Annotated in this window: 19 protein-coding genes and 1 other annotated feature (1 of these 20 only partly in view); all 19 genes read right to left on the reverse strand. The window is 38.5% G+C overall.

What is annotated here, in order from left to right:
* Window positions 1–194, reverse strand: a binding site (T-box leader); it reaches 27 nt to the left of the window's first position.
* Between the two features lie 69 nt (window positions 195–263).
* On the reverse strand, window positions 264–758 hold the full coding sequence (locus LJC66_RS21645) for a DivIVA domain-containing protein (RefSeq protein ID WP_013058945.1): 495 nt from the start codon (window positions 756–758) through the stop codon (window positions 264–266).
* Window positions 759–842: 84 nt separating this feature from the next.
* Window positions 843–1616, reverse strand: coding sequence for a YlmH family RNA-binding protein (locus tag LJC66_RS21650; RefSeq protein WP_195695965.1), 774 nt, complete (start codon window positions 1614–1616; stop codon window positions 843–845).
* Window positions 1617–1666: 50 nt separating this feature from the next.
* Window positions 1667–1936, reverse strand: a complete 270-nt coding sequence (locus LJC66_RS21655) for a YggT family protein (RefSeq protein WP_014458382.1) — start codon at window positions 1934–1936, stop codon at window positions 1667–1669.
* Between the two features lie 3 nt (window positions 1937–1939).
* Entirely contained in the window at window positions 1940–2407 is a 468-nt protein-coding gene (locus LJC66_RS21660) for a cell division protein SepF (protein ID WP_195695964.1), read from the reverse strand.
* Window positions 2408–2423: 16 nt separating this feature from the next.
* A complete protein-coding gene (locus tag LJC66_RS21665) occupies window positions 2424–3107 on the reverse strand; it encodes a YggS family pyridoxal phosphate-dependent enzyme (protein ID WP_195695963.1) in 684 nt (227 codons plus the stop codon).
* A gap of 7 nt (window positions 3108–3114) precedes the next feature.
* Entirely contained in the window at window positions 3115–3936 is an 822-nt protein-coding gene (pgeF, locus tag LJC66_RS21670) for a peptidoglycan editing factor PgeF (protein ID WP_195695962.1), read from the reverse strand.
* A gap of 74 nt (window positions 3937–4010) precedes the next feature.
* Window positions 4011–4265: a YlmC/YmxH family sporulation protein gene (locus LJC66_RS21675; RefSeq protein ID WP_013058951.1), complete on the reverse strand. Its 255-nt coding sequence runs from the start codon at window positions 4263–4265 to the stop codon at window positions 4011–4013.
* A gap of 348 nt (window positions 4266–4613) precedes the next feature.
* Window positions 4614–5393, reverse strand: coding sequence for an RNA polymerase sporulation sigma factor SigG (gene sigG / locus LJC66_RS21680; RefSeq protein WP_013058952.1), 780 nt, complete (start codon window positions 5391–5393; stop codon window positions 4614–4616).
* A 148-nt stretch (window positions 5394–5541) separates the two neighbouring features.
* Window positions 5542–6261: an RNA polymerase sporulation sigma factor SigE gene (gene sigE, locus LJC66_RS21685; protein ID WP_013058953.1), complete on the reverse strand. Its 720-nt coding sequence runs from the start codon at window positions 6259–6261 to the stop codon at window positions 5542–5544.
* Window positions 6262–6291: 30 nt separating this feature from the next.
* Window positions 6292–7215: a sigma-E processing peptidase SpoIIGA gene (gene spoIIGA, locus LJC66_RS21690; protein WP_013084851.1), complete on the reverse strand. Its 924-nt coding sequence runs from the start codon at window positions 7213–7215 to the stop codon at window positions 6292–6294.
* A gap of 276 nt (window positions 7216–7491) precedes the next feature.
* Window positions 7492–8649 carry a cell division protein FtsZ gene (ftsZ, locus tag LJC66_RS21695; protein ID WP_013058955.1) on the reverse strand — a complete coding sequence of 386 codons (1158 nt, stop codon included), beginning with the start codon at window positions 8647–8649 and terminating at the stop codon, window positions 7492–7494.
* Window positions 8650–8690: 41 nt separating this feature from the next.
* Entirely contained in the window at window positions 8691–9986 is a 1296-nt protein-coding gene (gene ftsA / locus LJC66_RS21700) for a cell division protein FtsA (protein ID WP_013058956.1), read from the reverse strand.
* Window positions 9987–10412: 426 nt separating this feature from the next.
* Entirely contained in the window at window positions 10413–11171 is a 759-nt protein-coding gene (locus LJC66_RS21705) for a cell division protein FtsQ/DivIB (protein ID WP_050689676.1), read from the reverse strand.
* 153 nt (window positions 11172–11324) lie between these two features.
* Window positions 11325–12230: a UDP-N-acetylmuramate dehydrogenase gene (gene murB / locus LJC66_RS21710; RefSeq protein ID WP_013058958.1), complete on the reverse strand. Its 906-nt coding sequence runs from the start codon at window positions 12228–12230 to the stop codon at window positions 11325–11327.
* A gap of 540 nt (window positions 12231–12770) precedes the next feature.
* Window positions 12771–13871: a stage V sporulation protein E gene (gene spoVE, locus LJC66_RS21715; protein WP_050689678.1), complete on the reverse strand. Its 1101-nt coding sequence runs from the start codon at window positions 13869–13871 to the stop codon at window positions 12771–12773.
* A gap of 61 nt (window positions 13872–13932) precedes the next feature.
* Window positions 13933–15282 (reverse strand): UDP-N-acetylmuramoyl-L-alanine--D-glutamate ligase, encoded by a 1350-nt coding sequence (murD, locus tag LJC66_RS21720; RefSeq protein WP_013058960.1) that lies wholly within the window; start codon window positions 15280–15282, stop codon window positions 13933–13935.
* A complete protein-coding gene (mraY, locus tag LJC66_RS21725; RefSeq protein WP_013058961.1) occupies window positions 15283–16257 on the reverse strand; it encodes a phospho-N-acetylmuramoyl-pentapeptide-transferase in 975 nt (324 codons plus the stop codon).
* Between the two features lie 61 nt (window positions 16258–16318).
* On the reverse strand, window positions 16319–17782 hold the full coding sequence (locus LJC66_RS21730; RefSeq protein WP_230933519.1) for a UDP-N-acetylmuramoyl-L-alanyl-D-glutamate--2,6-diaminopimelate ligase: 1464 nt from the start codon (window positions 17780–17782) through the stop codon (window positions 16319–16321).
* A gap of 211 nt (window positions 17783–17993) precedes the next feature.
* A complete protein-coding gene (locus LJC66_RS21735; protein WP_013084856.1) occupies window positions 17994–19910 on the reverse strand; it encodes a stage V sporulation protein D in 1917 nt (638 codons plus the stop codon).
* Window positions 19911–19947: the final 37 nt, after the last annotated feature.

Genomic DNA, 19947 nt, shown 5'->3' on the forward strand with positions numbered 1-19947 from the left:
ACCACCCTAGTAGATTTGCTGCACGCAAATCCTCTTTGCATTCGTAACGTGAATAAACCGCCACTGCTTACTATCATCAGTTCAGCAATGGTACTCTAGGGTGATTTTCACTTTTTTGTTTGTTATCGAGCTCGCACCATCCTCGATTCGCTTTGACAAACTAAAAAAGCTACTGTCCCTGTCTCCGTACTGTTTGATATGAAATTTCATCTGTTACCAAATTATATGACAACAAAACGTGAGAAGTCAAGATGATGTCTTGACTAGTCAATTTTTTCTTCTAGCGCTGGCATCTCATAATCCATCAACTGATCCCAGTCGTCGCTGTTTAACATTTCAAGCTGTGCTTCGATTAACATTTTGAAACGAGTTCTAAATACTTTAGACTGCTTTTTCGTCTCCTCAATGTCCATCGCAATTTTACGAGACTTAGACAGTGCTTCATTAATAATACGGTCCGCATTTTTTTCTGCTTCTTTTATAATGAGCTTCGCTTCTTTTTCAGCGTTTCGCTTCACATCTTCCGCTGCTTCTTGAGCAATTAAAATTGATTTATTTAACGTTTCTTCGATGTTAGTAAAATGTCCAAGACGATCTGTTAATTCAGATACTCTTCCTTCTAACTCCTTTTTATCACGCATGACCAGCTCATAGTCTTTAATTACTTGGTCAAGAAACTCATTTACTTCATCTTCATCATATCCGCGAAATCCGCGATTAAACTCTTTGTTATGAATATCCAAAGGGGTTAAAGGCATCTAGGCCACCTCCGTGTTGTCTCATTACGTCATTAGTAATGGTTTATTCGACATATTTTTAAAATTTCCTGCTAGTAGATTTCTTTATTTCTGCTTTCCTACAACAATTCGCCATTTTTCTTTTTTGGTTTTGCCTTCAAGTGAAACGATACGACTTCTGCCGTGACCACGAAGTGACAAAATATCACCTTCATGACATTCAAAAGAAGGCTGTTCAATGACTTTAAAATTCACTTTTACCGCTCCATTTGCAATAAAAGGCTGGACTTTTTGTCTTGATAAATTGTGAATGGTCGACAGCAAAACATCAAGCCTCATTGAAGAAACTGTATAAATGTGTTCAATCAGCTCTTCTTTTACCACATGCAGCTGCTCTCTTTGAATAGAAGAAAGTGAAACTTTGGCTTTTCCAATTGATGTTAAATTCATCTCAATATAAGAAGAAATTTCCTCTGCAGCTACAAGCTGAATATCGTCTCCCGCGACCAAAATATCTCCAAATTTTGAACGGCGCAGTCCTAAGGACATCGCCGAACCAAGAACTTGAGGATGTTCAATTGTCACAAACTTTTTAGGATAATTGAGCTCGTACATACGCAACTGAAAATCTTCGCTTTGAGGTACATAGTAATCCGGATATAGCAGCGCACGCTTGCGTTCAGCAAACGGTTGTCCACCATCAAATGAAACTTGAACCTCTCCTTCAGTCCCGACAATAGCCGTCACAATCTGCTGCTCTCTTGGATCTAAAAAGTCCGTTAATTTTGGGCTGTATTGATGTAGGACATCTTCTTTCCACTGAAGAACCTGGTCAATAAATCCATGTTCTTCTTGCCTAAAATGTTCATAAATAGACATATTATTACTCCTACTATTGGTATGTAAAAAAGGAATCCAGCGATTCCTTTTTAAATAAATCCAACCATACTGTGAAGTGAACGTACCCCTGCTTGCGCAAATCGTAGTAAAAAGATTGCAACAAGAGGTGAAATATCAATCATGCCAATAGGCGGAATGATTTTACGAAAAGGCTCTAAGTAAGGCTCACAAATACTGCCAAGCAGCTGACCAAACTTAGATGCCCTTACATCGGGTACCCAAGACATCAAAATGTAAATAATCAGTGCCCATGAGTAAAGCCCAATTAATTGCCCAAGAATCCCAAAAACGATGTCCAAAAACTACCACCTCTTTACGTTTGTTGTATCGTGTTCTCCCATCATATCTGAAATGCTTCCGCTTACGTCTACATTATCAGGTGTACATAAAAAGATGTCGGTTCCAATTTTTTGAATGTCCCCGCCTAAAGCATAAACTGTACCACTTAAAAAGTCGACAATTCTCACTGCTTGATCTCGTTGAATGCGCTGTAAATTAACAACTACGACTTTACGATTTTTTAAATGATCCGTAATTTCTTGTGCTTCGGCATAGACGCGAGGTTCGCAAAGCATCATTTTTGATGATTTTTGAACGCTTTGCAAGCTAATCACATTTTGCTGCTGATTCAGCTGCTGACTAGCTTTCGCTGCTGGTCTCGACTGCTGTACAGGCTCTTCTACCGACTCTTCTTGTTCGTAATGTTCTTCTACATATTCAGTATCGTCATCAAGAGCAAAAAAACTTCTAAAGCGATTTTTCATACTCATCTTGAATTACACCTCCTTAACGTTCATTCCCAACTAACGTGGTTCCTAGTCGAATGAATGTCGCTCCTTCTTCAATTGCAATTGCATAATCGTTTGACATTCCCATTGATAGCTCTGTACACGGTGCATATGGCAAGTTTAGTTCTTGTATACGACTCTGCAATTTTTTTAGACCTTGAAAACAGCTGCGAAGCGTAGACTCGTCATCTGTGTGAGGAGCCATGGTCATTAATCCGACCACTTGAATATTTGCAAATTCTTCAAGTGATTGAATAAATGGAATTACGTCTTCTACAGCAAGGCCATGCTTGGATTGTTCTTCGGCAACATTAACTTGTACAAAACATTTTATACGATGTCCTGCACGTTTATCAATTTCTTTTGCTAAAGATAATCGGTCTAGTGAATGAATATAGTCAACTTTATCAATCATATTTTTTACTTTTCTTGTTTGTAAGCTTCCGATAAAATGCCAGGTCGCTTTCTTACCGATTGATTCATACTTTTCTAGAAGACCTTCATCCCTGTTTTCTCCGAGATGTAAAATGCCTGCATCCACTGCTTCTGCTGCTCGTTTCGTAGAAACGTATTTTGTTACAGCAATCAGCTCTACATCTTTTTGATTTCGATTAACTTTTTTACACGCTTCAGCAATTGTTTGTTGAACTGCTTCTAGATTTTCACTTACGCTAGCTGTCACTATGTAATTACTCCTCCTTAAAGCCTATGAAGTTAAACATGCGTCCTGTTTTCCCTTGGTCGCGGCGATGTGAGAAGAACAGGTCATCTTCACAGCTTGTACAATACGACGATGTTAAAATTCGTTCCGGCAATACGCCTGCGTTTTGAATCAGCAGCTTATTGACTTTTTTTAAATTAAGCGCGTATTGTCCAGGGCTTACTTCTTGATATCCATTTTGGCCAACCGCTTCGTTTACTTGCGTAATGACACGGTTATCGACAACATAACAGCAATCTTCAATCGAAGGTCCAATCGCCACGTAAATATCTTCAATCGGAACATTTTCTTGCTCTACCCAACGTCGAATCATATTTCCTGCAATATCTTTCACTGTTCCCTTCCAACCGGCATGAGCTAGACCAACTAAATGGTGATCAGGCGCATAGAAGTACAGCGGAACACAATCTGCATAACATAAAGCTAACAAAATATCAGATTCATTTGTATAAATGCCATCCGTTGCTTTTATGCCCTCTTCGTACTTGTAGATTCCTTTTGCACAGTCGGCTTTTGTTACTTTTTGAACAGTTGCTTCATGTACTTGTTCAGCACATACAAAGCTTTCAAAAGACATGTCTAGTTCGGCTGCTAAAATTTTTCTATTTGTAATAACATCTTCTACGTTATCGTTTACGTGAAGCCCTAGGTTAAAAGAAGCAAATGGAGGTTTACTCACACCACCATTTTTTGTGGTGAAACCAGCAACAAGCATATCATTCTTTTCTACCCAAGGGCTCAGCCACATAAACGAGTCGTGATGACTTTTTTTTAATGGCTCAGGATTCATGTATGTGACACATCCCTTGTTTCATTTGTTCTCACATATTGTACCACAGATTGCTAGGTGCTGTTGACAAAAAACTAATTCTCTTCAGGCTGAAATGCGTCTTTATAACGTACTAAAATGACATCAGAACCAATTTTCACAATATTTTTCCACGGAATAACAATTTCATCATCTTTTCCAAAGAAGCCCAATACACGAGAGCCCCCGATAATGACGGCCTGTATTTTTCCCGTTGTTAAGTCAATATCAATATCCCCTACATTTCCAAGTTTTTTGCCATCAGCTACATTCACTACATCCTTCAGCTGGAATTCTGAAATCTTTAACATGCTCTCTCCCCCTATAGCCAACTTTATTCCTTAGCCTATATATATTTTCAAATTTTCATTTCATGAAGGAAAAGCTTATTTTTTCTCTGCCATTCTCGTTCTATAGGCATTTTCTTCACTAATTACACAGCTTTTCATCAAGAGACATTCTCAACGAGTAGCTAAAAGTCCTCACAGTAATAGGAAATCTGATATGAATATCTTTTGGTCATGTATTATACATTGACACATACAAAATAAGCACCGCGTCTTTTTTTATAGACACGATGCTTATTAAGTTGAACATCAAATAAAGTGAATGGTATTAATTGTATGAACGCGAGCAGCTGCCAGTTTAAATAGCTTTTGTTAACTTTGAATATTTTTATTCATCTGTTTAATAGCAGCTTTTTCTAAACGAGAAACCTGCGCTTGAGAAATACCAATTTCTTCAGCCACTTCCATCTGCGTTTTACCTTGAAAGAAGCGCTTTCGTAAAATTAGTTTTTCTCGCTCGTTCAATCTTCTCATACCTTCTTGCAAAGCAATTTCTTCAATCCAAGTTGAATCACGGTTGCGTTCATCACTTAGCTGATCCATGACATAGATTGGGTCTCCACCATCATTGTAAATAGGTTCAAATAGAGAAACCGGATCTTGGATAGCATCTAAAGCAAACACAATTTCTTCATGGGGCACTTCTAGGACTTTTGAAATTTCCTCAGCTGTAGGTTCCTTAGATGTTTCACTCATAAGCCTTTCACGAACTTGAAGAGCTTTATAAGCAATATCACGAAGGGAACGAGAAACACGGATTGGATTATTGTCACGTAAATAGCGGCGAATTTCCCCTATAATCATTGGGACAGCATATGTAGAAAACTTCACGTTTTGACTTAAATCAAAATTGTCAATGGATTTCATTAATCCAATACACCCAACCTGAAATAAGTCATCAACAAATTCTCCACGATTGTTAAAACGTTGAATCACGCTGAGTACGAGACGTAAATTTCCGCTTACTAGCTTTTCTCTTGCTGTTCCATCCCCAGCCTGCATTTGTTTAAACAACTTTCGCATTTCTTCATTTTTTAACACGGGAAGTTTCGAAGTATCTACTCCACAAATTTCTACTTTATTTCTTGTCAACTCTTTCCCTCCTAACAGGAGATGATGTTCTGAATTCAGTATCTCCTCCGAAGGAAAAAATATGCACTTTTACAATTCTGACAATTCTACACTAAAAAAGCTGATGGTATAAGATGCTTATCAGCCCTTATACCATCAGCTTTTTTACTTAAACCATTTTATTAAATTCTTTTCGCAGCCGTTTAATAATTCGTTTTTCAAGCCTTGAAATATAAGACTGAGAAATGCCTAGCATATCAGCTACATCTTTTTGTGTTTTTTCTTCTCCGCCGGCTAGCCCAAAGCGAAGCTCCATAATTTGCTTTTCACGATCATTTAATTGGTGCAGTGCTTTCAACAAAAGTTTTCGATCTACATTGGCTTCCAGGTCTTTTGTGATGATATCTTCTTCGGTTCCCATCACGTCAGATAATAACAGTTCGTTTCCATCCCAATCAATATTTAACGGCTCATCAAATGAAACTTCAGATCGAATTTTATTGTTGCGGCGCAAATACATTAAAATTTCATTTTCAATACAGCGAGAGGCGTACGTCGCTAGCTTAATTTTCTTTTCAGGATTAAACGTGTTTACTGCTTTAATTAAACCGATGGTGCCGATGCTAATTAAATCCTCAATATTGATTCCCGTATTTTCAAACTTGCGGGCAATATAAACAACCAGTCGCAAATTACGCTCAATCAATAGTGAACGGGCTGCTTCATCTCCTGATGGGAGTTTTTTTAAGAGAACTTCTTCTTCATCTTTTGTTAAAGGTGGTGGAAGAGCTTCACTTCCTCCTATATAATACACTTCATCTGTTTTTAGCTTAAGTTTAATTAATAATTTGTACCACCATAATTGAAATCGAATTCGATATGTAGCCATTCTGTATCCTCCTTTATTTGTTCACACCTTTTACGATGCGGAACTTACTTCGCCAATAACAATGAGCTTCGGATGAACAATACATTCATATTGCTTCTCCACTGAAAGCGTTGTATGACTAATACCTACTAATACTTTAGTGACTTCAATCGTATTGGACTGATGCACCAGCCTTACCATATCTGGCTTTAGAGCAAGCAGCAGCTGATTGGCTTGGCCCACGCTTCGATAAGGGACAAAGCGGACTTTTGAATACCACTCTTGATCAATATCTTCGCTGTGTGAAAAGGATTGGACATTTTTGCTTAATTCCATTAAGCCTTCAGGCAATATTTCTTTTAAAGAATCTGCTGTAACAATCATAACCGGGGTTTTCGTCAGCGGATCTACAAGCTGGTTTCCACTATCAATAAGTCCTTTCATCGACAGCGTCTGTTCGTTTAAAATAACTTCCACATCTACCAGCTGATCAAATGTAATGTTTTTCATTCGCAAATCATCAACTCGTGCTTTTGAAAAATAAGATAATAGCGGAAAACCGATAAGAACAAATATCCAGCTAATAGGATCACCAAACTGTGGAGATTTTGTATCAACCATTTGATTAAGAACAAGAAACTGATCTTGAAATAAAAAGTGAACGCCCATTAACCCTCCACCAACAACAAAGGTTGCAAAATAAAACGTTAATAAATTCTCAAAGAAAAAGCGCAGTCGTTTGTAACCAAACGTCATCAATACCATAAAAAAAGAGAATAAAATTTTAATAGCAGGATGAACCATGAGATGAGAAAAAGGCGTAAACATAAGAAGGACAATTAATGAACCGATAAAGCCGCCAAGCAAAAGCCGCCACCACTTGTAATTCCGTTTAAGTACAACTGCACATAACATTAGTAAAATCGTATCTAACCCAAAATTCAGCATCCATATTAAATCTAAATAGATTGGCAATGTTTATAACCTCTCCATTCTTTCTGAATTTTTCTGTTAAAAATTAGTATATAGTACATCCTATTAGAAAGTCTGTCAGTTCATGCCGAGAAACAAGCAGTATTTTTGAGGAAATCATTCGATATTTGTCACACCACTTTTAGAAAGAAAACATAAACCCTTTGAAGGCATCATATTGACCATGTCGAATGTTTTTTATATTCTTTTTGATTTTTCTAGATTCATTGCATAAAAAAAGACCTCTGTATAAAACAGAGGTCTTGGCTTTTTATTTTCTTAGCGTCTACGATTACGGTTTCGTAAGAATGTTGGAATATCTAGCGCATCTTCAGACTGTGGCTGAGATGGACGCGTATATTCTTGCTGTACAGGTTCTTCACGCTTTACTTCACGCTTCGGCTGGGGAGCCGGCTGCTGTGTCGATTGCTGCATGCGATTCGCGGATAACGAAGGACGACCTGGTTTTGGCTGTGATAAATCTTGGTCACTAAAGCCAGTTGCAATAACTGTAACAACAATCTCGTCTTTTAGGTTTTCGTTAATAACAGATCCAAAGATCATGTTCACTTCTTGGTCAGAAGCCGAAGCAACGATATCTGCAGCTTCTTGTACTTCGTAAAGACTTAGGTTTGTACCGCCTGTGATGTTCATTAATACACCTTGAGCTCCATCGATAGATGTTTCAAGAAGTGGACTTGAAATAGCTTTTTTAGCCGCTTCAGCAGCACGGTTTTCACCAGTCGCAATACCGATACCCATAAGGGCAGATCCTTTGTTAGACATAATTGTTTTCACGTCAGCGAAGTCTAAGTTAATTAATCCAGGAACTGCGATTAAATCTGAAATACCTTGCACACCTTGTCGCAATACGTTATCCGCTTCACGGAACGCTTCTAGCATTGGCGTGTTTTTATCAACGATTTCTAATAAGCGATCGTTCGGGATAACAATCAGCGTATCCACTGCTTCTTTCATTGACGCAATACCGCCTGCTGCTTGAGTAGAACGCTTACGGCCTTCAAACGTAAACGGACGAGTAACAACACCTACCGTTAGTGCTCCTAGCTCACGAGCAATTTGGGCAATGACTGGAGCTGCACCAGTTCCAGTTCCTCCACCCATACCAGCTGTTACGAAAACCATGTCTGCACCTTTTAGTGCTTCTTGGATTTGTTCCTTACTTTCTTCAGCTGCTTTTTTACCAACTTCTGGATTAGCACCTGCACCTAATCCTCTTGTTAATTTAGCGCCGATTTGCATTTTTGTTTCAGCTTTTGATAAATTTAATGCTTGTGCATCTGTATTAACTGCAATGAATTCTACACCTTGGACGCCATGTTCAATCATTCGGTTAACCGCGTTGTTACCGCCGCCTCCGACACCGATTACTTTAATCGTCGCTAATTGGTCTACACTTGTATCAAACTCCAACATGATAGTTCCTCCTAATTCTTCGAAATTACCAATCCGTAACGTTAATCAAAGAAGTATCCAAAAAACTTCTTCATTAAATTTTGGTCATTTTTCTTTTTCGGCTGCTCAGCTGATTGTTGCGGCTGCTGTGGTTTCGGGCTAGGTTTGATCATTTCTTGCTCAATCGGCTCTTCTTCCACAACTGGCGCTCCAATTTCCCGGCCTTGTATTTTAGCATTTTTGTATGCAAATTTTATTAATCCTACGCCTGTTGTATAATGCGGCTCACGTACTCCAATATAATCAGGCACTGCTATGCGCACGTTATTCTTTAAAATTACTTGAGCTAGCTCAAGGATACCAGGCATCGCTACTACTCCGCCTGTTAAAACAAATCCTCCTGGAATATCTTTGTATCCTAGGCGATTTACCTCCTGCGTAATCATATCTAAAATCTCTTCTAATCTAGCTTCAATAATATCAGAGATTTCAAGCTGATTAAACTGCTGATGCTGATCGCTTCCAATGATCGGTACACTAAATACTTCTTCTTCAGAAGCATGATCGTAGAAAGCATGTCCATGCTTTATCTTAATATTTTCCGCATCTTCAGTCGATGTGCGAAGGCCAATCGATAAATCCTTGGTAATGTGCTCTCCGCCAACAGCTAGTACATTTGTTACTTTCAAATGTCCTTGGTCAAAGATCGCAACGGTTGTTGAACCTCCACCGATATCTACCAGTGCGACACCTAAGTTTTTTTCATCACGAGATAATGCAATTGAACCAGCGGCTAGAGGCTGTAAACAAATATCACTGATTTCTAAACCAGCTCTTTCTACACAGCGTAATAAGTTATGTAAAACCGTTCTAGATCCCGTTATGATTGTGCCTTCCATTTCTAAACGTACCCCAATCATACCTCTAGGATCATTAATACCTTCTAAGCCATCTACAATAAATTGCTTTGGAATAACATCAATGATTTCACGATCTGGTGGGATAGACATGACTTGAGCAGCATCAATTACTCGATGAATATCTTCGTTTGTAATTTCACGATTCTCGCTTGACACGGCTACTACTCCGTGACAATCCTGTAAAAATACATGATTTCCGCTTATGCCCACTACAACCTTTTTAATTGTAATGCCTACCATTCGTTCAGCTTGTTCTACTGCTTTTCTAATAGATTGAACTGTTGCATCTATATCAACGATAGAACCTTTTTTTAGTCCGTGTGATTTAACATTCCCTACACCAATGATATTCAATGAATCGTTACTCATCTCTCCGATGATTACTTTCACACTGGATGTACCGATGTCTAAACTAACGTATATTTCATTGCTGTTCATTCTTTGGCACCTCCTTTTTCTTTCTGCACATGTCATCTTAATAAATTAAGAAGAACAACAATATTAATTTTTTATTATATGAAAATATTCAACAAATACATCTGTTTCCCTTTTGTAAAATCAATTTTTTTCAAGTTTTTCACAGACTTTATCTCTTTCAAAGAACAAAACGTTCTGGTTTTGACTTTTTTTTAGATTTAAGCCTAAAATCCACTGAAAAAAAGCTATTTAACTACAAGTCTACACTAAGATGTACACTGAGAAAAGCGAAACTTACCTAGAACAAATATTACATTTCCATTTCACAGCAACGGAGAAGAAAATCATATGTATGCAGAATACTTGCATGTGATTATACAATGTACGAGGGCTAGTTTGCCAGTCTCAGCTCATCTATTTCCTTTAATTAACACTTATAAAAAATAATTACTGCTTGCTCTTTTTATAAGGTTTAAATGCATATCCTTCTTCTAAATCAATAATACCTTTTTGATCATCACTCAATTTACTTGCAATAGCTGGGTAATGAACAATTTTATCAGAGAAGTTGCTAATTTTCCCGCTTACTTCACGCGTATCGTTCATAAACACCTCGATGTGAAGAGGTTCTGACTTTGTCGGCGCGTAGTAAATCTCAGAAATAGCCCCTTTTATGCTCTTAGGCGTTTTAGCTAATTCTTGAACCATGCTTTGTATAGCGTCTCCGTCTTTCCAGTCAATTAGCAGCGGAGCGTCGGATGACACTTTCTTAGCACTTACTTCTTTTAAAACTTTTCCATTTTCATTCACAGGGAAATATTTATTCCCCGAGGTTACATATGCAATTCTTGCGTACTCTTTTACGTCGATTACGACCTTATTAGGAAATGTTTTGTGAATGACAGCTTCCTTTACCTCAGGGTTTTTTTCGACTTTTTCTTGAATTCGATCAGCATCAGCTTTCCAGTAGCTGGTTTTTTTGGACAGACCACTCGCTTTGACAATATCCTTATCACTTACATGTTTATTCCCTTGTACTTCAATGTTAGAAACATTACTCAAAGAAGATTGAGAATATACAATAAATAAAATAAGGATGAAAAAGAGTGATAAATACAAAATAAGCCGTCTATTTGCTTTTTGCTTTCGCTGTTCTTGCAGCTTCGGTACCCGATCTTCTAAAACAATTAACTTACCTTTTTCCATTTTTTTCACCCTTATCCATTTGAGAAAATAAACGAAGAATTACCATCTATTTATTTCCAATCTTTGCTTCATGAGAATATCCCCATTATAGCATAGAATAAACACATAAAAGCTACCTTTTCACGCATAACCATACAGCGACAGGCTGAGTAATTAGCGGCCGATAATCTCAACTTCTGTATGAATATCAATATCGAATTTCTCTTTAATTGTTTTCTTAACATGAGCAATTAAATTCAGCACGTCTGAAGCCGTTGCATCTCCTGTATTGACAATGAAGTTCGCATGCTGCTCACTAATTTGCGCACCGCCTACTGAGAAACCTTTTAAGTTGGACTTTTCGATTAAGTCTCCTGCATAATTTGGAAGCGGATTTCTAAAAATACTTCCCGCACAAGGGAAATTCCAAGGCTGTGTTTCGCGGCGATAGTCTTTATTTTTCTGCATGACCGCCACAATATCATCTTTCGTTCCCTTTTTCAAACGCAGCACGGCTTCTACACATACTCCAGGACGGTCTTTTTGTAGAATTGAATGACGATACGAGAATTGAAGCTCTTCATTTGTCAGCCACTCAAGAGTGCCATCTTCAAATAAAATCAGCGCTTTCTCGACTACATGAGACATATCAGAACCATGGGCACCTGCATTCATATAAACAGCGCCTCCCACAGATCCAGGAATTCCACTTGAAAACTCCAGTCCAGACAGACCTTGTTTTGTAATAACTGTTGCAAGCTTGATGCTAGGGTATCCCCCACCTACAGTAACCGTCTCTCCATCTACTGTTAAATCATCTAATCCGGCTCCGAGCTTAATGACCACGCCTTCAATTCCCTTATCAGAAACAAGAAGATTAGATCCTCGACCAATCGCTCTCCATTTCACGCCGTGTTTTTTAATAATATCCATCGTAACTTTTAAGTGATCAACAGAATCAGGTTCTACAAGCACATCTGCTGGACCACCAATTTTCATTGTTGTATGTTTTGCTAGCGGTTCATTTTCACGAACCTTTCCAATATTCGCTTCGACTAACTCTTTTACTAACGCTTCCATAAGAACCTCCTAAAACCCTCTTTGCTGTTATAAAACTTTCATGTCAATGCGCCCTTACTTCTAATGCATAAGAATAATAAGAACAGATTCATAACTAAGCAGCAGCACCTTGTAAGATACATTTTTTCTACGAAGGCACTCTATTCTGTTGTCAATTTCATCATTTTTATTTATCGTATGACATTCACCCATAGAATGTACGTTCATCTGCTATATAAAGTAATTTTGATTGTTTTTTTATCGTTTTTCATTTAGAAGTTAAACACATGCTGACAGTCATAAAAAAACGCTACGCTCATAAGTGCACATACGTTCACCTACTCACTAAGATAAAACATTTAACCTTACACATCATACCATAGTTGGACTCAAAATTGGTTATCACAACATTACATTTTAAAAACATTTCATACAAAAATATCATCTACCTGTAAAAAATCGAAAATAAACCGCCAACAAAATCCGGCGTGCACTTGGATTTAAGATGACGGTTTACTTCAGTAGACCATTGCCTACTTGACATTATACAATTTTTTTCAATTAATAGCGAGAATATCTACTAACATTTAACAAAACTCCAACTGCTGCCAGCATGAGCGTCAGCGATGATCCGCCGTAGCTTAAAAATGGAAGCGTAATTCCCGTAACAGGCATAAGACCTGTTACCACGCCTATATTAATCATGACTTGAATCGCAACCATTGAAATAATTCCTAAGGCTAAAAACGTTCCGTAAAGATCAGGTGCTCCGAGCGCTACTTTAATTCCTCTCCAAAGCAATAAGCTAAACAAAAGTAGAACGAGTGTTCCACCGATGAAACCGAGCTCTTCTGCCAGAATAGCAAAAATAAAATCAGTTTGAGGCTCCGGCAAATAAAAGAACTTTTGTCTACTTTGCCCTAACCCTAATCCAAGCAATCCCCCCGGTCCAATTGCATAAAGAGATTGAATGATTTGAAACCCGCTTCCAAGCGGATCTTCCCAAGGATTTAAAAATGAGGTGATGCGTTTAATCCGATAAGGAGCCGATAAAACAAGTCCTGCAAAACCGGCAACGCCAAGCAACCCAAGACCTGCAAAGTGACTTACTTTTGCTCCTGAAACAAAAATCATGACTAAACAAGTTCCAACAAGCACCGTTCCAGTTCCTAAATCCGGCTGCATCATAATAATGCCAAACGGTAAGAAAACCAATAATAATGCAGGTAACATTCCTTTTCTAAAGGATGTAATTTTCTTCTGGTTTTCTGATAAATATTTCGCTAAAAATATAATCATAGCAAACTTCATAAATTCTGAAGGCTGAATCGAAAACGCTCCAACACCTATCCAACTTTGCGACCCATTTCGTACTAGCCCTACTCCCGGAATCAATACAAGTACCAGCATAACAAAGCAAATGATTACAATTGGCTTTGCCCACGTACGCCACATCCAATAATCAATATTCATGATGACAAACATCGCGCATACTCCAAGCCCTGCAAATAAGAGCTGGCGTTTAGCAAAGAAAAAAGAATCATTAAACTTGTATGTAGCCCATACCGCACTTGCGCTGTATACCATAATAAGGCCGATGGTTAGCAAGGAAAGCGTAACGATTATGAGAAAAAAATCTGGGGTAGACCTTTTTGTCGACACTGTCACACACCTCTAAAAATAGATTAGGGCTAGTGTATTTTCTAGGTGTTTAGACAAGCCCTTATTTCAGTTTATGCACAGATTCAATAAAGATGTCACCACGTTCTTCAAAAGTTTTAAATTGATCCCAGCTTGCACAAGCAGGAGATAATAAAATAACATCTTCTTCATCTGAACAAGCATATGCTTCTGAAACTGCTTGTTTAACATTATCGACACGTTTTACAATTTGTATTCCCGCTTCTTTTGCTACGCGTTCAATTTTAGGAGCCGTTTCACCAAACGTAATAACAGCTTTCACATTTTTAAACTCTTCTTTTAAATCATCAAACTCATTGCCGCGATCGAGTCCACCTGCAAGTAAAATCGTCGGCTGCGAAAAAGCGGAAAGAGCTACTTTTGTAGCAAGCATATTCGTAGCTTTAGAGTCATTATAAAACTTACGTTTGTTGATTGTCGTGACATATTGAACGCGGTGTTTAACACCAGCAAACGTTGTGAGCACGCGGTAAATAGCTTCATTTGAACAGCCGTACAGCTTCACAACGGATACAGCTGCTAAAATGTTTTCTTGATTATGTTTGCCTGGCAGCACCACATCTTTTAAGGACATCACTTCTTCATCTTTAAAGAAAATGGTTTCGTTTTTAATATACGCTCCTTCTGTCGTTTGAGCTGTAACAGAAAAAGGTACTTTTGTCGCTTTAACATCTGCACTAGCTTTCATCACTAGCTCATCATCCGCATTAATAACGGCAAAGTCTTCACTTGTTTGATTGTTAAAGAGATTTGCTTTCGCTTTGATATATTCCTCTTTGGTACCATGATAGTCTAAGTGAGCATCAAACAAATTCAATAATAAAGAGATTTTCGGACGGAATTTTTCAATTCCCATCAGCTGAAAAGAAGAAAGCTCCGTTACAATTACATTGTCCTTTGTTGCTTTTTGCGCCACTTCACAAGCTACTGTTCCAATATTTCCAGCAATCAACGGCTGCTTTTGATCTTCTTCTAACATTTTATAAATTAGCGTTGTTGTTGTTGTTTTCCCATTGCTTCCCGTAATTCCGATAAAAGGCGCTTCGCTAATTTCATAAGCCAATTCTACCTCTGTTAAAATCGGAATATTTCGCTTTAATGCTTCTTGCAATAGAACATTTGAATACGGAATCCCAGGGTTTTTTACAATAACATCCGCTTTGTCTAAAAGCTCAAGCGGATGATGTCCACAGACAACTTCAATGCCCGTTTTTTCTAATTCCTGTGCTGCTACGTTCTCTTCGTACGGTTTTTGATCATTAACGACTACTTTAGCACCAAGCTGTTTAACTAACTGAGCGGCTGCTAAACCGCTCTTGGCTAATCCTAAAATAAGTACTTGTTTACCTTGATACGTATTGACTGATTTCATTTAAATCCACACCTCGATATAAATTCCAAGCATTGCAAATAATAGTCCTACAGCCCAAAAAGTCATAACTACGCGCCATTCCGACCAGCCGCTTAGCTCGTAATGGTGATGAAGCGGGCTCATTTTAAACACACGTTTTCCTGTTGTTTTGAAAGATGCGACTTGAATAATAACAGATAGTGTTTCAATAACAAACACACCACCGATAATAACAAGCAAGAATTCCATTTTCATTAAGACAGCCACCGTAGCGATTGCTCCTCCTAGCGCTAAAGAACCCGTATCTCCCATAAATACTTTTGCAGGATGGGCATTAAACACTAAAAATCCTAACACAGCTCCTACTACAGCAACTGAGAAAATAGATAGTTCAAACTGCTCTGCATTCCAGGCAAGAACTGCAAATGCACCAAAAGCAATCGCACTTGTACCAGATACAAGTCCGTCTAATCCATCCGTTAAGTTAACCGCATTTGAAAAACCAACAAGCCAGATGATAAGGAAAACAACATAAAACCAACCTAAATCGATTGGGTCTTTAATTCCTGGAATCGTCACTTCAGTTGAAAACTCAAACTGTCTTGCAATAAAGTAAAAAATAATTGAAATGACAACCTGACCTAAAAACTTTTGTTTGGATGTTAATCCAAGGTTACGCTTTAACACTACTTTTATAAAATCATCTAGAAATCCTAATAAACCAAATCCGATTGTGACAAATAATAATAGAAACGTCTTATATGTAAGTTCTGCATACTGATTGACCATAATAAGAGTTGCCACAATAATAGATAATAAAATCATGATACCGCCCATTGTAGGTGTACCTGATTTTTTCTGGTGAGATTTCGGGCCTTCATCACGAATACTTTGACCAAACTTTAATCTTCTTAAGAAGGGAATAAAAATCGGCGACAATACAACCGTAATCAAAAAGGCTACGCCGATTGTCAATAAAATTGATTGTTCTAGCACGATGTTCCCTCCTTAACTTCCAACTCATTCCGACTCATTTTGTTCTCTACCCATTTCATTACTACTTTCGCTCCTCAATCATTTTGCGTGCTACTTCTCGATCGTCAAAATCGAATACTTTTTTACCAATAATTTGATAGGTCTCGTGCCCTTTTCCAGCAATGACAATAACATCATCTGCATGCGCTGTTTCCACTGCATAGCGAATAGCTTCTGCACGATCAGCAATCGTCACATAGTTATCTGTATCCAAACCTTCTTCCATATCTTTTAAAATAGCCAATGGGTCTTCACTTCGTGGATTATCAGATGTCAAAATAGCTTGTGTACTGTATTCAGCTGCAATTCGAGCCATGATTGGTCGTTTCGTACGATCTCGATCTCCGCCACAACCAACAATAACATATATATTGCGTTTTGCGAATTCTTTTACAGTTTTTAACACGTTCTCTAAGCTGTCCGGCGTGTGGGCATAATCAACGATAACCGTAAAATCTTGCTCCGCATCAACCACTTCAAAACGCCCAGACACGCCTTCTAACACTTTTATTTCCTCGACAATAACTGACAGAGGGATACCTGATACTAAACATGAAGCCGTAGCCGCTAATACGTTGTAGACGCTGAATTTCCCAATAAGCTTCATCTCTACACGAACCGTTTCTGTCGGTGTTGTCAAGTCGAACGTTGTGCCGCTGTTTGTAATTTGAATATTGGTTGCACGAATATCACTTTCACGGTCAATGCCATAGGTAATCACTGTAGCAGCCGTGTTTTTAATATATTCCTCGGTTGCCGCATCATCAGCATTAAGAACAGCAAATTTAGGACGATTATGGTTATAAGTGTTTCCTAACTGTGCAAATAGCAACCCTTTCGCACGACGATAATCTTCCATTGTATGATGATAGTCCAGGTGATCTTGCGTTAAGTTACTAAATACCGCAACATCAAAGTCGCACCCGTGTACGCGTCCTAAGTCAAGTGCATGAGATGATACTTCCATCATCGCTACTTCTACATTCTCCTCCACCATTTGGTGAAATGTTTTTTGGAGCGTCAGCGATTCAGGCGTTGTGTTTTTCACATCATAAGACGTATCACCAATACGAATTTCGATCGTTCCAATTAGACCCGTCTTTTTATGTTGTGATTTAAAGATATGCTCAATTAAATGTGTAATTGTTGTTTTTCCATTTGTGCCTGTTACACCAATTAAATGCATTTTTTGTGTGGGCTGATTGTAGAAAGCATCCGCTAGCACTGCCATTGCTCGTTTTGTACTCTTCACACGTACAACAGGCACTTCTACATCCACAGGCTTCTCTGCTAAGATTGCTACTGCCCCTTTTTCCACAGCCATCTGTGCAAAGCTATGGCCATCAACTGTATAGCCGTCTATACAAATGAACAATGCTCCAGGCTTAACTTCTCTTGAATCCATTTCAATTGACGTAATATCAATATTCTGTTCAGGAAGCTGAACAAAATCATGTAAATGTGTTAGTAGTTCTCGTAAATCCATTCCTACCATGTCCTCTCTATTTGTAAAGTGAAACGTTTGTTATAAGACGCTATGGCAACTATTCTTCTTTTTCTAGCACCTAACCTATTACATTTTACAGAAAAAGAAGCCCGGAGGGAACACCCCCAAGGCTTATTTGTTGATTTCATGTTCACACGCAGAGTAACCTGCTGATTATCATGCAAGGAAGAATAATGGTTTATAGAGATTTTTATTTTCCCATATAAATTCTAACCGTTTCGCCTTCTTTAACTTTCGTTCCGGCTGCAGGAGACTGCTTGACCACTTTATCTCCTTCGCCGCTCACATCTAATTTTAAATTAAGTAGCTGTTCTTGTAACTCTTTTTTTGACATTCCTACGACATTTGGTACTTTTATCATTGGTGTGTCCAGCCACGTTAACTCTTTTTCAATTTGTCCTTTACGCGGTTTAACGTCCATCACACGCAAACTGTCTTCAATCATTTTACCTACAATCGGAGCTGCTACAACTCCACCAAACTGAATGGTGCCTTTTGGGTTATCAACCGCAACATACACGACAATTTCAGGGTTATCTGCTGGTGCAACGCCGATAAAAGAAACGATGTGATTGTTTTTCAAATACTTTCCATTTTGAGCTTTCTGCGCAGTACCCGTCTTTCCTCCAACGCGGTACCCTTCCACAAAAGCTCCTTTTCCGCTTCCTTGTGCTACTACACTTTCAAGAGCAAAACGCACTTGCTTAGACGTTTCCTCGGAAATAACTTTTCGCTTAGCAACCGGCTTATGACTGCTTACAACTTTTCCGGTAGTTGGATCTACCCACTCTTTGGCAATATAAGGTTCATAAAGCGTTCCACCGTTTACGGCTGCTGAAACAGCAGCTACCTGTTGAATAGGCGTAACAGCAACCCCTTGCCCAAAAGCTGTTGTAGCTTGTTCAACCGGACCTACGCGCTCAAGCGGGAACAATATCCCTTTTGCTTCCCCTTGTAAATCAATACCTGTTTTTTGACCAAAGCCAAATTCTTTAATGTATTTGAACAATTTCTCTTTTCCTAAACGTTCCCCAAGCTCCACAAAACCAGGGTTACATGAGTTCTGTACAACTTCTAAAAAAGACTGCTGTCCATGTCCGCCTTTTTTCCAGCAGCGAAGTCTCGCTCCGCCAACTTCCGCGGCTCCATCATCGTAAAATTGATCTTTTAGTAAATCCACTTTCTTTTCTTCAAGAGCAGCTGCCAGTGTAATAATCTTAAACGTTGATCCGGGCTCATATACGCTCCAGATTGGAAGATTGCGATTATACACCTCAGGCTTCACATTTTTAAAATCCGTAGGATCAAAGCCCGGACGACTTGACATACCTAAAATTTCACCGTTTTTAGGATTCATGGCAATGGCAATCATACCATCTGGATTATAAGCTGTCTGAGCATTATCCAACTCACGCTCCATGATCGTTTGCACACGTGAATCAATGGTCAATCTCAAATCCAGCCCGTCCACAGGTGCTGTGTAGTCATCGGCTATATTGGGCATCTTTTTACCTTTAGCATCCGAATACAATTTAACTGAACCTTTTTGTCCTTTTAGCTCTTTATCATAATATAATTCAAGGCCTGTTAACCCTTGATTATCTACTCCCGCAAAGCCTAATACATGCGACAAATAACTTCCAAACGGATAGTACCGCTTCGAATCTTCAGCTATATATACGCCTTTTAAATTTAAATTTCGCACTTCATTTGCTTTCGCATGTGAAATTTTTCTTCCTTCAGGACGCAAATATACGCTAGAAGAAGCTTTTGTTATTTGTTCATATACTTTTTCTTTCGATGCTCCCAGCACTTTTGCTAACTTTTCAGCCGTAACAGCTGGATTTTCAACTTGTCTTGGCATAACTAAAACGGTCGGTGCACTTTTATTTGTAGCTAGTGCCACATCATTGCGATCTAGTATCTTTCCTCTTTCAGGTTCAAAAGGAATATTCCGACTCCATAAGTCTTTGGCTTTTTCAGTTAGCGTATCCCCAGTCAGCAACTGTACATATCCAAGCCTTGTATCAATAATCAAAAACACAATAAAACCGACAAACAAAACAATGGCTAGCCTTTTACGAACTGTGACTCCTGATACCCGCATATATTAGAACCTCCTCTGAATCGGCTCGTTCCAATAT

The organism is Priestia sp. TSO9, assembly GCF_021029645.1.
GTDB lineage: Bacteria > Bacillota > Bacilli > Bacillales > Bacillaceae_H > Priestia > Priestia megaterium_E.

What these genes read in the sequence shown, in the direction of transcription:
- LJC66_RS21730 (WP_230933519.1), bottom strand. Translation starts at nt 17,782, where the DNA reads ATGGATTTACGAGAACTACTAACACATTTACATGATTTTGTTCAGCTT.
- LJC66_RS21735 (WP_013084856.1), bottom strand. Translation starts at nt 19,910, where the DNA reads ATGCGGGTATCAGGAGTCACAGTTCGTAAAAGGCTAGCCATTGTTTTG.
- ftsZ (WP_013058955.1), bottom strand. Translation starts at nt 8,649, where the DNA reads ATGTTGGAGTTTGATACAAGTGTAGACCAATTAGCGACGATTAAAGTA.
- LJC66_RS21675 (WP_013058951.1), bottom strand. Translation starts at nt 4,265, where the DNA reads ATGTTAAAGATTTCAGAATTCCAGCTGAAGGATGTAGTGAATGTAGCT.
- LJC66_RS21705 (WP_050689676.1), bottom strand. Translation starts at nt 11,171, where the DNA reads ATGGAAAAAGGTAAGTTAATTGTTTTAGAAGATCGGGTACCGAAGCTG.
- LJC66_RS21660 (WP_195695964.1), bottom strand. Translation starts at nt 2,407, where the DNA reads ATGAGTATGAAAAATCGCTTTAGAAGTTTTTTTGCTCTTGATGACGAT.
- ftsA (WP_013058956.1), bottom strand. Translation starts at nt 9,986, where the DNA reads ATGAACAGCAATGAAATATACGTTAGTTTAGACATCGGTACATCCAGT.
- murB (WP_013058958.1), bottom strand. Translation starts at nt 12,230, where the DNA reads ATGGAAGCGTTAGTAAAAGAGTTAGTCGAAGCGAATATTGGAAAGGTT.
- LJC66_RS21645 (WP_013058945.1), bottom strand. Translation starts at nt 758, where the DNA reads ATGCCTTTAACCCCTTTGGATATTCATAACAAAGAGTTTAATCGCGGA.
- murD (WP_013058960.1), bottom strand. Translation starts at nt 15,282, where the DNA reads ATGAAATCAGTCAATACGTATCAAGGTAAACAAGTACTTATTTTAGGA.
- LJC66_RS21650 (WP_195695965.1), bottom strand. Translation starts at nt 1,616, where the DNA reads ATGTCTATTTATGAACATTTTAGGCAAGAAGAACATGGATTTATTGAC.
- sigE (WP_013058953.1), bottom strand. Translation starts at nt 6,261, where the DNA reads ATGGCTACATATCGAATTCGATTTCAATTATGGTGGTACAAATTATTA.
- pgeF (WP_195695962.1), bottom strand. Translation starts at nt 3,936, where the DNA reads ATGAATCCTGAGCCATTAAAAAAAAGTCATCACGACTCGTTTATGTGG.